The sequence below is a fragment of the Pseudomonas putida genome, from assembly GCF_002906855.1.
Lineage (GTDB): Bacteria > Pseudomonadota > Gammaproteobacteria > Pseudomonadales > Pseudomonadaceae > Aquipseudomonas > Aquipseudomonas putida_N.
This window is the reverse complement of sequence record NZ_MINI01000028.1, coordinates 401,930-416,372: the sequence shown is the minus strand read 5'-3', so window position 1 is coordinate 416,372 and position 14,443 is coordinate 401,930. Positions and strand designations below refer to the sequence as shown.

General features: G+C 62.5%; 12 protein-coding genes and 1 pseudogene. 9 read left to right on the top strand and 4 right to left on the bottom strand.

Annotated elements, in window-relative coordinates:
- Positions 1–359: 359 nt before the first annotated feature.
- The 4 genes and pseudogenes from BGP85_RS29775 to BGP85_RS02260 all read left to right on the top strand — a co-directional run.
- A pseudogene (locus tag BGP85_RS29775) lies at positions 360–1,754 on the top strand (PDC sensor domain-containing protein); the annotation flags it as partial.
- A gap of 102 nt (positions 1,755–1,856) precedes the next feature.
- On the top strand, positions 1,857–2,612 hold the full coding sequence (locus tag BGP85_RS29770; protein ID WP_422764118.1) for a methyl-accepting chemotaxis protein: 756 nt from the start codon (positions 1,857–1,859) through the stop codon (positions 2,610–2,612).
- Between the two features lie 452 nt (positions 2,613–3,064).
- Positions 3,065–4,066, top strand: coding sequence for an ABC transporter substrate-binding protein (locus BGP85_RS02265; RefSeq protein ID WP_103447883.1), 1,002 nt, complete (start codon positions 3,065–3,067; stop codon positions 4,064–4,066).
- Positions 4,063–4,911: an ABC transporter permease gene (locus tag BGP85_RS02260; protein ID WP_103447884.1), complete on the top strand. Its 849-nt coding sequence runs from the start codon at positions 4,063–4,065 to the stop codon at positions 4,909–4,911. The genes BGP85_RS02265 and BGP85_RS02260 overlap by 4 nt, the downstream gene beginning before the upstream one ends.
- A 24-nt stretch (positions 4,912–4,935) precedes the next feature.
- Here the strand turns inward: BGP85_RS02260 and BGP85_RS02255 are convergent, their stop codons facing one another.
- The 3 genes from BGP85_RS02255 to BGP85_RS02245 form a co-directional block, all read right to left on the bottom strand.
- On the bottom strand, positions 4,936–6,423 hold the full coding sequence (locus BGP85_RS02255) for an aldehyde dehydrogenase family protein (protein WP_103447885.1): 1,488 nt from the start codon (positions 6,421–6,423) through the stop codon (positions 4,936–4,938).
- 286 nt (positions 6,424–6,709) lie between these two features.
- A complete protein-coding gene (locus tag BGP85_RS02250) occupies positions 6,710–8,473 on the bottom strand; it encodes a tyrosyl-tRNA deacylase (protein ID WP_146048958.1) in 1,764 nt (587 codons plus the stop codon).
- A gap of 209 nt (positions 8,474–8,682) precedes the next feature.
- Positions 8,683–9,315, bottom strand: coding sequence for a hypothetical protein (locus BGP85_RS02245; RefSeq protein WP_146048957.1), 633 nt, complete (start codon positions 9,313–9,315; stop codon positions 8,683–8,685).
- A gap of 409 nt (positions 9,316–9,724) precedes the next feature.
- Here BGP85_RS02245 and msuE point away from each other — a divergent pair, with 409 nt between their 5' ends.
- The 4 genes from msuE to BGP85_RS02225 are packed head-to-tail and all read left to right on the top strand — an operon-like array spanning position 9,725 to position 12,979.
- On the top strand, positions 9,725–10,285 hold the full coding sequence (msuE, locus tag BGP85_RS02240) for an FMN reductase (protein ID WP_103447888.1): 561 nt from the start codon (positions 9,725–9,727) through the stop codon (positions 10,283–10,285).
- A 9-nt stretch (positions 10,286–10,294) separates the two neighbouring features.
- A complete protein-coding gene (locus BGP85_RS02235) occupies positions 10,295–11,479 on the top strand; it encodes an acyl-CoA dehydrogenase family protein (protein ID WP_103447889.1) in 1,185 nt (394 codons plus the stop codon).
- A 9-nt stretch (positions 11,480–11,488) separates the two neighbouring features.
- Positions 11,489–12,589, top strand: a complete 1,101-nt coding sequence (gene sfnR / locus BGP85_RS02230) for a sigma54-dependent transcriptional activator SfnR (RefSeq protein WP_103447890.1) — start codon at positions 11,489–11,491, stop codon at positions 12,587–12,589.
- 9 nt (positions 12,590–12,598) lie between these two features.
- A complete protein-coding gene (locus BGP85_RS02225; protein WP_258035872.1) occupies positions 12,599–12,979 on the top strand; it encodes a TonB-dependent receptor domain-containing protein in 381 nt (126 codons plus the stop codon).
- A gap of 37 nt (positions 12,980–13,016) precedes the next feature.
- On the opposite strand, the gene BGP85_RS02220 is transcribed toward BGP85_RS02225, so the two are convergent.
- Positions 13,017–13,640: a glutathione S-transferase family protein gene (locus BGP85_RS02220; protein WP_103447891.1), complete on the bottom strand. Its 624-nt coding sequence runs from the start codon at positions 13,638–13,640 to the stop codon at positions 13,017–13,019.
- 124 nt (positions 13,641–13,764) lie between these two features.
- Here BGP85_RS02220 and BGP85_RS02215 point away from each other — a divergent pair, with 124 nt between their 5' ends.
- Positions 13,765–14,295 carry a GNAT family N-acetyltransferase gene (locus tag BGP85_RS02215; RefSeq protein ID WP_103447892.1) on the top strand — a complete coding sequence of 177 codons (531 nt, stop codon included), beginning with the start codon at positions 13,765–13,767 and terminating at the stop codon, positions 14,293–14,295.
- Positions 14,296–14,443: the final 148 nt, after the last annotated feature.

Genomic DNA, 14,443 nt, shown 5'->3' with positions numbered 1-14,443 from the left:
AAAAGCGCGCACTGTGACGGAGTGGGAGGGAGATGTCAAAAGCGCCATATTACGGCGAGTTTCGCTGGTAATTTAAATTGAATGTTTGAATAAAGAAAAAAGGGCCTGAGCCGATATAGGAGGAGGCTCAGAGGGGCTTGCCTTTAGGTCTTCAGTGCCTGTGAGATCGAGCGCCGCCCGCGCGGCGCATCGCGAGCTGCGCTCGCTCCTACGTTTGTTTCGGGCCAATTTTTCCTGTGGGATTTGCGCGTACGCCTTGGCGCATGGCGCGGTATTGCGTTGTACCAACAAGGCGGTCGCGCGCGCCTGTCACAGGCGTTACTGGCCAGAAACAAACGTAGGAGCGAGCGCAGCTCGCGATGCGCCGCGCGGGCGGCGCTCGATCTCCCAGGCGCCAAAAACCCCAAGGCAAACACCTCTCAGCCCCACCACCAAACCCTTACTGCCAAAAAAAGGGATTCACCCCCATGCCTTTGCGACAACTTTCCATCCAGTGGAAGATCACCCTGCTCGCCGGTCTCTGCCTCGCCGGCATCGTCACCCTTCTCGTCGGCCTTTCACTGTACCGCATGGACCACAGCTCGGACCTGGTCAAGGCCAGCAGCATGCAGATGCTCACCGAAGCTGCGCAGTCGCGGATCGAGTCGCAAGGTGAAGTCCAGGCCCTGAACATCCGCCGCCAGTTCATGGATGCGTACCAGTACGGCGCGGGCTTCTCGCGCCAGGTGCTGTTCCTGCGTGAACAGGCAGAAAAACGCTTCCTCGATGCCTTCGACCTGCGTGAGGACCTGACCCGCCAGGTGCGCGCCGCGCTGCAGGCCAACCCCGATCTGCTCGGCCTGTCGCTGGTGTTCGAGCCCAATGCGCTGGACAACAAGGACAGCCTGTTCGTCGGCAAAGCCGAGCTGGGCAGCAACGAAACCGGGCGCTTCGCCCTGTACTGGTCGCAACCGCGCGCCGGCCAGCTGACCGCCATGGCCCTGCCCGAGCACGACATGGCCAACACCGAGATCGGCCCCAGCGGCCAGCCGGCCAACACCTGGTGGAGCTGCCCGCGCAGCACCGGCAAGGTCTGCGTGGTGGAGCCGTACTTCTACGACATCGACGGCCAGCGCGTGCTGATGACCAGCATCGTCTTCCCGCTGGCGGTCAACGGCAAGATCATTGCCACCCTGTCCATCGACATCAACCTCAACAGCCTGCAGGCCCTGAGCCAGGACGCCAGCCGCAGCCTCTACGAAGGCCGCACCACGGTCGGCATCCTCAGCCCGGTCGGCCTGCTGGCCGGCTACAGCGCCGACGCCAGCAAGCTGGCCCAGCGTTTCGACCAAGTCGACCCGCGCCAGGGCGCCGAACTGGTGCGCAAGCTGGCCACTGGCAAGTTGAGCATCCTCCACGACCAGGCACGCCTGAAAGTGCTGGCTGCGTTCGAGCCGATCCCCGGCGCCCAGCCCTGGGGCGTGCTGCTGGATGTGCCGGAAAATGCCCTGACCGGCCCCGCCGAAGCGCTCAAGCGAGAGCTGGACACCCTGAACACCAGCGGCACCCTGCTGGAGCTGGGCCTGGGCCTGGCCGCGGCGATCGCCGGCCTGCTGCTGGTGTGGCTGATGGCCCGAGGCGTGACCAAACCAATCCTCGGCGTGGCGGCGATGCTCAAGGACATCGCCAGCGGAGAAGGCGACCTGACCCGCCGCCTGACCTACGACAAGCGCGACGAACTCGGTGAGCTGGCCGGCTGGTTCAACCGCTTCCTCGACAAACTGCAACCGACCATCGCCGAGGTGAAGCGCTCGGTGCAGGCCGCCCGCGGCACCGCCGACCAGTCCTCGGCCATCGCCACTGAAACCAGTGCCGGCATGGAGCAGCAGTACCGCCAGGTCGACCAGGTGGCCACCGCCTCCCACGAAATGAGCGCCACCGCCCAGGACGTCGCCCGCAGCGCCGCCCAGGCCGCGCAAGCCGCCCGCGAGGCCGACCAGGCCACCCGTGAAGGCCTGGCGGTAATCGACCGCACCACCACCAGCATCGATGCCCTGGCCGCCAACATGAGCCAGGCCATGGCCGAGGTCGAAGGCCTGGCGCAGAACAGCGAAAAAATCGGTTCGGTGCTGGAGGTGATCCGTTCGATCGCCGAGCAGACCAACCTGCTGGCGCTCAACGCTGCCATCGAAGCGGCTCGTGCCGGTGAAGCCGGCCGTGGTTTTGCCGTGGTCGCCGATGAAGTGCGCAACCTGGCCCAGCGCACCCAGGAGTCGGTGGAAGAAACCCGCCAGGTGATCGAAGCCCTGCAGACCGGCACCCGCGATGTGGTCGGCAGCATGGACCACAGCCATCGCCAGGCTCAAGGCGGTGTCGAGCAGGTCGGCCAGGCCGTGACTGCGCTGCAACGCATCGGCCAGGCGGTCAGCGTGATCACCGACATGAACTTGCAGATCGCCTCGGCCGCCGAAGAGCAGAGTGCGGTGGCCGAAGAGATCAACAGCAACGTCGCGACCATCCGCGATGTCACCGAATCGCTGTCCGGCCAGGCCAACGAATCGGCGCGGGTCAGCCAGTCGCTGAACAGCCTGGCCAACCAGCAGCAGGCGCTGATGGACCAGTTCCGCGTCTGACCGACTGCGTGCCTGCGCTGCACGCGCTCAGGTGGCGTGAAAACGCCCGCCTGCCACGATCTGGTCAAGCATGACCAACGCGCCATGCACGTTGGGCCCGGCACCCATCGGCAACACCTCGGTGCCGGGCAGTGTTGCATCTGGTCGGCGTTGAGGTAGACCTGCTCGCTCACCTCTACCCGCAGCGGTTCGAGATCAAAGACCCCGGCAGTGCCTGCAGGCCTCCCCAACGCAGTGGCATGGGCATCGATCAGCACCACCCTCGGTCGAATTCTGTACGTACCCGCAGCAGGCTCGCCACCCGCGTAGCCGGGCAACCATGATCGACCAGCGCCTGAGGATTGTTCTCGCATGCCCCGGCTGCGCCCATCGCGAAGGCCTTCCGGCAGGAAGCGAAAAACCGTCGTCTACACTTGCCCCCAACCCAATGAGTGGCAACCTACGAGGCCCCCATGAAGAAAATCCCTGCGCTGCTGGCCGGCCTGCTGCTTACCATCGGCCTGGCCAGCACCGACAGCGCCGCATCGGCGGAACAAACCAAACCCATTCACTTCGGCGCGCTTGGCTGGGAAAGCGGCGCCCTGACCACGGAAATCCTGCGCCACATCGTCGAGCACGGTTACGGCTACCCTACCGACACGCTGCCCGGTAGCACCGTGAGCATGGAAGTGGCGCTGGCGCGCAATGACCTGCAAGTGATCGCCGAAGAATGGGCCGGGCGCAGCCCCGCCTGGGTCAACGCCGAAAAGGCCGGCGAGGTGTTCGCCCTGGGTGACACGGTGAAGAATGCTGAAGAGGGCTGGTGGGTCCCCGCCTACGTGGTCAAGGGCGACAAAGCCCCTGCCCCTGGCCTGCGCAGTGTCGAGGACCTCAAGCGCTATGCGTCGGTGTTCAAGGACCCTGAGGACCCGGTCAAAGGCCGCTTCCTCAACAGCCCCAGCGGCTGGACCTCGGAGATCGTCAACAGCCAGAAGCTGAAGGCCTACGGCCTGGAAGACCTGTACACCAACTTCCGCACTGGCTCAGGCGCGGCATTGGATGCCGAAGTGGACTCGGCGATTCGCCGCAAGAAACCCGTGCTGTTCTACTACTGGAGCCCCACTGCACTGATCGGGCGCTACGACTTGGTGCGTCTGCAGGAACCCCCGTTCGACGCGGCAGCCTGGGCGACCCTGACCGACGCGAAAAACCCCAACCCCAAAGGCAGCCAGTCGTTGCCGGCAAAGCTGTCGATCGGCGTGTCCAAGGCATTTCGCGATGGCTATCCACAGCTGGTGGCGGTGTTCGAAAAAGTCGATTTGCCCATCGACCGGTTGAACAAGGCCCTGGCCGAGATGAACGAAAAACGCCTGCCAGCCACCGATGCCGCCAAGGCCTTCCTGCGCGCCAACCCGGATGTGTGGAAGGCCTGGCTACCCGCTGACGTGGCCGGCAAGGTCGAGGCCAGCCTATGAGCACGGGCTTCCCCGAAGCCCTGCAACTGTCCTTCGCCGACACCATCAACCGCCTGGTCGATTGGTTGGTATTGCACTATGGCGACCACCTGCGCAGTGTCTCCGACCAGCTGCTGCAATTGCTGGTCGGCCTGGAGAGCCTGTTGCGCCTGATGCCCTGGTGGCTGTTGTTGCTGCTGGTCGGCCTGCTGGCCTGGCACGCCAGCCGCAGCCTAGTGCGCAGCGTGGTGCTGGCCGCGCTGCTGGCATTCATCGGCATGCTAGGGCTGTGGGACAAACTGCTGCAGACCCTGGCCCTGGTGCTGGTCAGTACCGGGCTGTGCGTGCTGATCGGTGTGCCGCTGGGCATCCTCCTGGCCACCCGCCCACTGGCCCGGCGCCTGCTGCTGCCGGTACTGGACGTGATGCAGACGCTGCCGGCCTTCGTCTACCTGATCCCGGTGCTGATGCTGTTCGGCCTGGGCAAGGTGCCGGCGGTGTTCGCCACCTTGATCTATGCCCTGCCGCCGTTGGTGAGGCTGACCGAGCTGGGCCTGAGCCAGATCGACCCCTCGCTGCTGCAGGCCGCCCACGGCCTGGGTGCCGGCCGCTGGCAGCGGCTGCGGCGCATCGCCCTGCCGCTGGCGCTGCCGAGCATCATGGCCGGGCTCAACCAGTCGGTGATGATGGCCTTGTCGATGGTAGTGGTGGCTTCGATGATTGGCGCCCGCGGGCTGGGTGAGGATGTGCTGGCCGGAATCCAGACCCTCAACGTCGGCCAAGGGGTCGAAGCTGGGTTGGCCATCGTAGCCCTGGCAATGGTGATCGACCGGATCAGCCAGGCGTATGGGCGCAGCCGCCGTTAGGCGCGCCCACAAGCCTGGAATGACTCAGTACCGGATCATCACCGACTTCAGCTCGGTGTAGTCCTCGATGAACGCGCTGCCGAACTCGCGCCCCACCCCCGAGGCCTTGGTCCCGCCAAACGGCACCGCCGGGTCGAGGAAAGTGTGCATATTGACCCACACCGTGCCGGCCTCGATCTGCGGAATCAGCCGCAGCGCCCTGGACAGGTCGTTGGTCCACAGGCTCGCGGTCAGGCCAAAAGGGCTGTCGTTGATCAGCTCGACCAGCTCTTGCTCGTTGTCGAACGGCAGCACGCAGACGATCGGCCCAAAGGTTTCCTCATGCAGCAGCGGGTCACTGGCACCGTTGGCCAGGACCACGGTCGGCTCGACGAAGTAGCCCGGCCGGTCCACTGCCCTGGCACCACACACCACCGTGTTGTTGGCCCGCGCCCGCTCGAAGAAGCCGAGAATCTTCTGCAAGTGCGCGGCATTGGCCAAGGGCCCGAACTGCGCCTCGGGGTCCAGTGCCGAACCAATCTTCATCTGCCCCAGCGCGGCACCCAGCTTGCGGGTGAATTCCTCGACCTTGCTGTGGTGCACATACAGGCGTTCGGGCGATGCGCACACCTGCCCCTGGTGCACATAGGCCGTTTGCACGATACCGGCCACAGCAACATCGACGTCGACATCGGCCAGCAGCGCCGCAGCATTCTTGCCGCCCAGTTCCAGGGTGGCGCGGGTCAGGTTGGCCGCCATGGCCGCCTTGCCCACCGCGATACCGGTTGGCACGGAACCGGTGAAGGCCACTTTGGCCACGTCCGGGTGTTCGATCAGCCGCTGCCCGGCCTGCCCCCGGCCATTCAGCACGTTGAGCGCGCCCGCCGGCACACCGGCCTCGATCGCCAACTCGGCAATGCGCAGCAGCGTCAGCGGGGTAAACTCGCTCGGCTTGATGACGATGGTGCAACCGGTGACCAACGCCGAGGCGATCTTCCAGATGCCGATCATCACCGAGAAGTTCCATGGCACGATCCCGGCCACCACGCCCACCGGCTCGCGCAGGGTGAACGCGGTATAACGCTCCCCGGCGAACGAGGGGATCGAAGGCGTCATGGTCTGCCCGGTGATCTTGCTCGCCCAACCGGCGAAGTAGCGCAGGAACACCACGCTCTGGGCGATCTCCAGGCCGCGGGTGAGGTTGATCGACTTGCCCGAGCACAGGGTTTCCAACTGCGCCAGCTCTTCGGCATTGGCCTCGATCAGGTCGGCCAGCCGGTTCAACACCACGCCTTTATGATATGGCGAAGCCTCGGCCCAGTCGCCCTTGAAGGCGTGCCGCGCGCTGCGCACCGCGCGCTCGACTTCGGCATCGCTGGCCTCGGCCACTTGAGCGATGACCGTGCCGCTGGATGGGTTATGGATGACGATCGACGGCCCCGCCTCGCCCGCCAGGTACTGGCCCTCGATGAAGTGGCCATGGGGCCTGGCGAGGAACTCGACCACGGCAGGTAACAGCTGGATATCGCTCATGACATGACTCCTGGAGGCAGTGCAAGAAGGTGTGCCGAGCGATCTTCAAACGCGCGCCTACCCATCTGCCAGCCCCGCACGGCGTTTTGTCAGGCAACCGAAAGAGAATGTCACGCAGGCCAAATGGCCGCGCTAGGTCGAGCGACACACTGCGATGACTATGCGCTCCCACTGAATCACGCAAGCGTTGTATCTTTCGCCCGCTCGGTCAGCGGACTTTTTTTCGTCCATACATGAAGCCCTGGCCAACCAGGGCTCCACCCGTGCGCTCAGCGGTAACGGTAGGTCAAGCAGTTGCCTCGCGCTCCTCGCGATAGCTCTGCAGGGAGGCGATACGCTGATTGCTCGCGGCCTCACGCTCCTCGATGATCACCTTGAGTTGCTGCGACGCCTGTACCAGGTAAGCCTGAAGCTCATCACCTGTAATGTATTGACCCGACAGCTTGTTCAACTTGCTCCAGCCATCGTTGAACAATTGCGCGAAACGCTCCGAAACAACCCCTACAGCAAGCCATTCCGCAGCCTGGGTGACGAAGAATTCATCGGTACTTAGCCGGATCGCTTCCAGGCGGCTCTTGCGCAACACTGCACTATTGCCTGCCTTTTCGTACTCTTCCATGCGAATCGTGGCTTCATCGACGATGCACTGCATGAAGTCCGCGAAGGATTTGAAGAAGAAGGCAATCTCTTCGACGATTTCCTTGCTGCGCTTGAGTGCCGAAACACTCAGGTTCAGCGACCTGACTGCAAGCTCGATGGTTTGCTCTTCACTGCGCTTGGCATCGAGCAGCACGGTAATCTTGGCCAACTCCGCAACCTGCCCGCGCTTGACCTCTTCGTACTTCTCGACATTGTCGAGCATCTGCCGCTCTAGTTCGCGCAGCGAAGCACCTTGACGCTGCTGCTCTGCGCCTGCCTCATCTGCCGCAGCGCCCAGTTGACGCAGAAATGCGCCCAATTGATTTTCAGCTTGGCTCAGCTGGTTCTGCCCCTCACGCAATTCAACCTGAGCCTTTTCAAGCGCACTGCTCAATGCCTGTCTTTCGGCATCGGTGGTTGCCGCCACCTGCTGCTGCTCAAGTTCATCGACGCGTTGCTGGCGTGCCTCGACAATCTTTGATTGAGCATTGCGCGCCGCTTCAAGGTTGGACTTTTCCACCACCTGCTTCGGGTCGACATTGGTGTTCCCGAGCAGCCCCGGTGTACCTGCGGCGGCAACCCCGAGCGCTCCACCAACCCCGCCCGTCGCCGCCATGGCGGCAATCGGCAGTACAGCGGACACCACTTGTGTGACGGTCTTGATCACCGAGGCCCAGAAGGACTTCTGCTCGGCACTTTGGGCTTGCTTGCCATACTCGAAGGCCATTTTCTCGAATCGCGCTATCTGCTCCTGCAGCGCACTGACCAGTGAATCCAGTTCTTCTTTACGCGCCGTGGCCTGAACAATCTCATCCTGGATTGCCTTATTGGCTGCGATGGTCTCGCTCAAGGCGATTTCGCTGCTATCAGTAACGTCTTTGATGTCCTTGAGAATACTGTCGTACTTGACAATGATCGTAGTCAGGCTGCTGCGAACGCCCAAGGCAGCCGTGCTGATGCGCTTGGCCATGTCCAGCAGCTCTGCCTTGACGAACTGTTTGATTTCTTCAGGATCGGCGCTATCGCGGACATCCAGCCAGTCCGGCAGCAGTGACGTCAGCTGCTTGCCGATCGTAGCGGCAATGCGAACCGAATCCTTGATCCGGAGCTCACTGTCCTGCTGAGCCTCGACCAACTGGCTCATGATGCGACTTATCTTAACCCGAATGTCGCCGTGTTCCTGCGGCGTCGTATTATAGGCAATATACAAAAGACTGATTGCATGATCAGTATCCGTCTTCGCCCGTGAAGTGTCGTAGTTACCCTCGATCTTACTGACAAATCTGTCGACCAAGGGCGATTGAGCTGTCGGCAATTGCAGTTTTTCCTGTCCAATGATATCAGCAACCTCGCGAGCAATATCATTTTCCAACAGCACATTACGATTAGTGAAAGAAACGACGTTCGACATGAGCATGAACCCCAATAAATAGAAATTGCCCTAGGCGCGACCAAGCCCTGCGAACCAACAAGCCTGAGTCCAATCGCGCGCACATGAGTAAAGCAACCCAGACCCTTCATAGAGTCAACCTGCGGGCCTTGATGCCTGAAAAGCGGACAGATGTTAGTGCCCAGCAATACCTTTAATAATCGGGAAACCTATCCGGTCAATGTTCTCCCTCAACGCGCACCTGTAAAATCTGGCGCCCGGCATGCAACCCACCATTCGCTCTCCATCGGCACGTAGGCATTCATCATGCGCGGCAAAAATTTCCCAAGTTGTTTATGAGCATCCTGGAAATATGCCTCAAGCTGCCTGATCGCCTCGCCCCGGCAAGTCGCTGCCCCTGCCCGCTTGGCCGGGCATTGAGCCCACGCATAAGTAACGTCATCCAGCTGTTCACGAAGCCTGAAACGTTCCGATATAAAATCCGAATGCGTTCTACTTAAAGACTTCATGTACCCCTCATCCGCTCCTCTGCGCAGATACCTCTGATTGGCTGCGTTCAGCGCATCCCTCAAAAGCTTAAGTTCACTATTCAAGGCGGAATTATCCGGGGAGTAGCGATGAGCGTTTTTGTCCCAGAAATCTTTCAGTGCGTCTATTGCTTCTCTGTGCTCTTTGGGAGAGAGCCGTACCCCGATGCCTATGCCAACATCAAAACCGGATAGTTTATCGAGCATGCGCTCGTTCATGGCGTGATAAGCACCCAGGCAGTCATTGACACCGGTTTCAATCACCTGATCCCCGGGCGTGAGTGCGAATGTGTCGATTAAAGATTCCGCCAAAACGGAATTCGACAATGCGCTCATGAGCGCGATCCCGCCGATTACAGAATACCCCTTAATAACTGACATCGTTGATTGTCCTCAGACTCGATTATTGGCGTTGCACTGACGCGTGCACCAAGCGATTTAAAGCCCGTTCTGACAATCCGCTAAGCAGGAACTGTATGCTCACCACCATTAATAACCAAATGGAATATAAATATCTTTTATTATTATTTTAACACCTATCCAGCATTCGCTATAAAGGCTCTCACTGTACAGCCGCCAACACCTGGCCAACTGTCTGCAGCGCAACAGCCGATCAACAGCAAACAGCCAAAAGCCAACACTCAAAGTGCGCATCAAGGCTGCCAGGCGTTGATTTTCAACAAACTTCAAACAGGCACGACGATTGCTCAAGCAAAGTCCCGCTTATTCATCCGGAGACCAGCCCATGAGCCGCCCTTTGAACGTCGTAGCGCTGTCTGGCGGTACTACCCGCCCCTCTCGTACCTTGGCCCTGACCGAGGCCATCCTCGCCGAACTGGGTCAGCACCTGCTCATCAAGACGCACCTGATCGAACTGGGCGACATCGCCCGGCCACTGGGCGCCGCACTGTGGCGTAGCGAGCTGCCCGAAGCAGTGGAACACCAGCTGCGCCTAGTGGAAACGGCCGACTTGCTGGTGGTGGCCGCGCCCGTCTACCGCGGCAGCTTCCCCGGCCACTTCAAGCACCTGTTCGACCTGATCGGCCAGGACGCACTGGTCGATACCCCGGTGCTGCTCGCCGCCACCGGTGGCAGCGAACGCCATGCGCTGGTGCTCGACCACCAGCTGCGCCCGCTGTTCAGCTTCCTGCAGGCGCTGACCTTGCCGATCGGCGTCTACGCCAGCCAGGCGGAGCTTGCCGACTACCGGGTTTCCAGCGATGCCCTTGGCGCGCGTATCCGCCTGGCCGCCGAGCGCGCTGTGCCGCTGTTCGGCGCCCATCACGCACTCCGTGAAAGCGCCTGAGGAGCTGCCATGAATGCACCTTTGAATGCGGCCCGGCCAGCACTGGCGGTCGCGCGCGAGTTGGCCACGCAGTTCGCCCAGAACGCGGTGGAACGCGACGAGCGCGGCGGCACGCCCAAGGCCGAACGCGATGCCCTGCGCAGCAGCGGCCTACTGTCGTTGGTGATTCCGCAGGCGTTCGGCGGCCAGGGTGCGAATTGGCACGACACCTTCGAGGTAGTGCGCGAGTTCGCCCGGGTCGACAGTTCGATCGCTCACGTGTTCGGCTTCCACCACCTGATGCTGGCCACCGTGCGCCTGTTCTCGCGCCCGGAGCAGTGGCAGCCGTGGTTCGAGCAGACCGCACGCAAGCACTGGTTCTGGGGCAACGCACTCAACCCGCTGGACACCCGCACCGTGGTCAAGCACTTCGATGGCTGGTGCGAATTCTCTGGCAAGAAGAGCTTCTGCTCCGGCGCCAGCGACTCGGAAATGCTGATCGCCTCGGCGGTGGACGAGCGTGCTGGCGGCAAGCTGCTGATCGCCGCGATCCCCAGTGGACGCACCGGCATCACCTTGCACAATGACTGGAACAACATCGGCCAGCGCCAGACCGACAGTGGCAGCGCCAGCTTCGAACGGGTACGGGTCGAACAAAACGAGCTGCTGCTCGACCCCGGCCCGTTGAGCACGCCGTTCGCCGCCCTGCGCCCGCTGATCGCCCAGTTACACTTCGCCAACCTGTTCCTCGGCATTGCCGAAGGTGCCTTCGACGAAGCGCGCCAGTACAGCCTCAAGGAAAGCCGGCCATGGTTCCGCTCCAGCGCTGCCAGCAGCGCCGAAGACCCCTACGTGCTGCGCCACTACGGCGAGTTCTGGGTGGGCCTTGAGAGCGTGCGCCTGCTGATCGCCCGCGCCACCCGTCAGCTCGACAGCGCCTGGGCCAAGGAGCAGGCGCTGAGCGCCGAAGAACGCGGCGACCTGGCCCTGGCCATCGGCACCGCCAAGGCCGCGGCCACGCGCCACGGCCTGGACATCTGCAACCGCCTGTTCGAGGTGACCGGCGCCCGCGCCACCCATGCCTCGCTGCGCTTCGACCGCCACTGGCGCAACCTGAGGACGCAAACCCTGCACGACCCGGTGGATTACCGCCTCCACGAGCTCGGCGAGTGGGCCCTCGGTGGCAAGCGCCCTGCCCCATCCTTCTATTCCTGAGTATCGCCCATGCAACTGCTGACCCTCCCCCCGTCACCGACACTGGCTACCTCGATCAGGGCGACCGCACAGGTCTTCGAAGACCCCAGGTCGCAGGCGCTGCTCGCCCACCTGCAACAGGTCGCCCCCAGTGAGGCCAGCGTCCTGATCATTGGCGAAACCGGCACGGGCAAGGAGCTGGTCGCGCGCCACATCCACAACCTCAGCGGCCGGCGCAAAGGCCCGTTCATCGCGGTCAACTGCGGTGCGTTCGCCGAATCGCTGGTCGAGGCCGAGTTGTTTGGCCATGAAAAGGGAGCCTTCACCGGCGCCCTGGCGGCCAAGGCCGGCTGGTTTGAAGAGGCCAACGGCGGCACGCTGTTCCTCGACGAGATCGGCGACCTGCCACTGCCGATCCAGGTCAAGCTGCTGCGCGTGTTGCAGGAGCGGGAAGTGGTGCGCCTGGGCTCGCGCAAGAGCATCCCGATCAATGTGCGGGTGCTGGCGGCGACCAACGTGCAGTTGGAGAAAGCCATCAATGCCGGGCACTTCCGCGAAGACCTGTATTACCGGCTGAACGTGGTCACCCTGCAACTGCACCCGCTGCGCGACCGGCCGGGGGACATCCTGCCGCTGGCCCGGCACTTCATCCGCAGCTACAGCGAGCGGCTGGGCTATGGGCCGGTGGAACTGAGCCCCAAGGCCCAGGCCAAGCTGGTCGAGTACAGCTGGCCGGGCAATATTCGCGAGCTGGAGAATGTGATTCACCACAGCCTGCTGACCTCCGGCGACGGGGTGGTACAGGCTCAGGACCTGCGCCTGTCCAACCTGCGCCTGGAACGCCGGGAGGAGGAGCCGACGAGCCATGGCGTGGACGATCTGCTACTGCAGGCGTTCAGTCGGCTGTATGAGGAACAGCCCGGGGATTTGTACGAGAAGGTCGAGAACGCCCTGCTGCGTTCGGCGTATCACTTCTGCCATTACAACCAGGTGCATACCGCGCAGTTGCTGGGACTGTCGCGCAACGTCACGCGCACGCGGCTGATTGCGATCGGCGAGCTGGTGGTGAACAAGCGCCGGGCGCAGGCACCGCAGGTGCTGGATAATCGGGTGGTGCGGTTGTCCATCTGAAATTTGCATGTGCCTGCACTGGCCCAGATTGGTCGACAGACCTTCGGCAACAACCGGCTGCCGGGCGCGCCCAAGCACATCTACCAGGGCGAGATGCAATACCAGGACCACAGCGGCTGGTACACCGGGGTCAAGGTGCAATCGGCATCGCGCACGGCGGTGGACTATGCCCACAGCCTTTATGCACCGTCGTATACGATCTGGGGGGCGAACCTGGGTTATGAGGCACCGAAAGGCAACTGGAAGGTGTCGCTGGACCTGAAGAACCTGGCGAACAAGGCTTACGTGACGGCGGTGACGCCGGTGTACAACGCGCGCGGGCTGGATACCGCGTCGTTCTGGCCAGGGGACGGGATCGGGGCTTATGTAGGGGTTGAAGTCAGGTACTGACTGGTTTTTCCTGTCCCGCGAAGAGGCCGGTACAGGCTTACGCCGTGCGGGGCATCAGATCATAAGGGTGTTTCCACCCCGGCACTGCCTGAATCCGCTGCTTCCACGCCTCGATATGGCTGAACTCGGTCAGTACGATCCCGGTATCCTCCGGCATGAACACATACCCCGCCAGCGACAGGTCAGCGATGGTCAGCCGCCCACCGACCATGAACGGTGTCTTCGCCAGGTGCGCATCGACAATCCGGTATGCCGCCGTGGCACGCTCGCGCAAGAAGCCGGTTACATCGGTCTCACCGGTCTTCTTCAGGCACAGCAGGAACCGCAGCGCCGCGTAGTAGCTGGTGAACTTGTGGTTGTCGAACAGCATCCAGCGCCAGATCTCCCGTTTCTCGTCGTCGTCACGCGGGCCGAACTGGCCGGTAAGTTCGGCGAGGTATTCGAGAATCAGTGCCGACTGGGTGAGCCGTTGCCCTGCGTGTTCCAGCACCGGCACTTCGCCCTGCTCGTTGACCTCGTCGCGCCACTGCGGGTCGCGGGTCTGGCCGTTGAAGAAATCGACGAACACCGGTTGCCAGTCCTGGCCGGTGAGTTCGAGCATCAGCGCAGCTTTGTAGGCGTTGCCGGATTCGGCGAAGCAATGCAGCGTGTAGTCGGGCATGGGCGGACCTTCAGTTTCCTTTGAATGATCGGTTTGGGCGTTCACGGCAAACCGCGAAACAGCTCGCACAGATTACACAAAAATGTGCTTAGCTTGCCCGATCAACCCGCCAGGAAGGCCTGTAATGCCCTACCCCGATCTACCCCGTACCTTGTCCACGCCCCGTACCCTGGTGGTCCGCCCCGCGCCGGCGTTCGCCCAGCAATTGCGGCAGGCACTGCTCGACAGCTACGCGCTGCACCAGCCGTTCCTGGCCTGGGCCAAGCCCGACTGGACCTTGAAGGAAGTGCAGGAAACGCTGCAACTGAGCGCGGAGGAATTTCTCGACCCGGCCAAGGAAAAGCGCTATTTCGTGCTCGCCGCAGACAGCGGGGATGTCATCGGCTGCATTGGCCTGCGCCCGGGCAATGACGAATACGAAGTGGGCTATTGGGCGAACCAGGCCAGCAGCGGCCAGGGCCTGTTGCGCGAAGCGCTGACCTGCCTGCTGGACTCCATCGATGCCCCGGTGTGGCTGACCACCGACATCGACAACCTCGCCAGCCAGCGCCTGGCCGAACATGCCGGGTTCGTCGCGGCCGGCAGCCAACTGAACGAACTGGATCCCAGTACACCGCGCCCCCTTTACCGCCGTTGCAGGCGCAGGTCAATATGAGGCTCTTACCATGTGCCGTTTGGTGGCAATGGTGCTTAGAGCCTGGGGTCGCGGGAACAAGGCACCCATGCGCGGCAGTTCTTTACTCGGGTGAAGACCACTTACCAATTGGCCTGACAGGGCCATGGGGCCGCTTTGCGGCCCATCG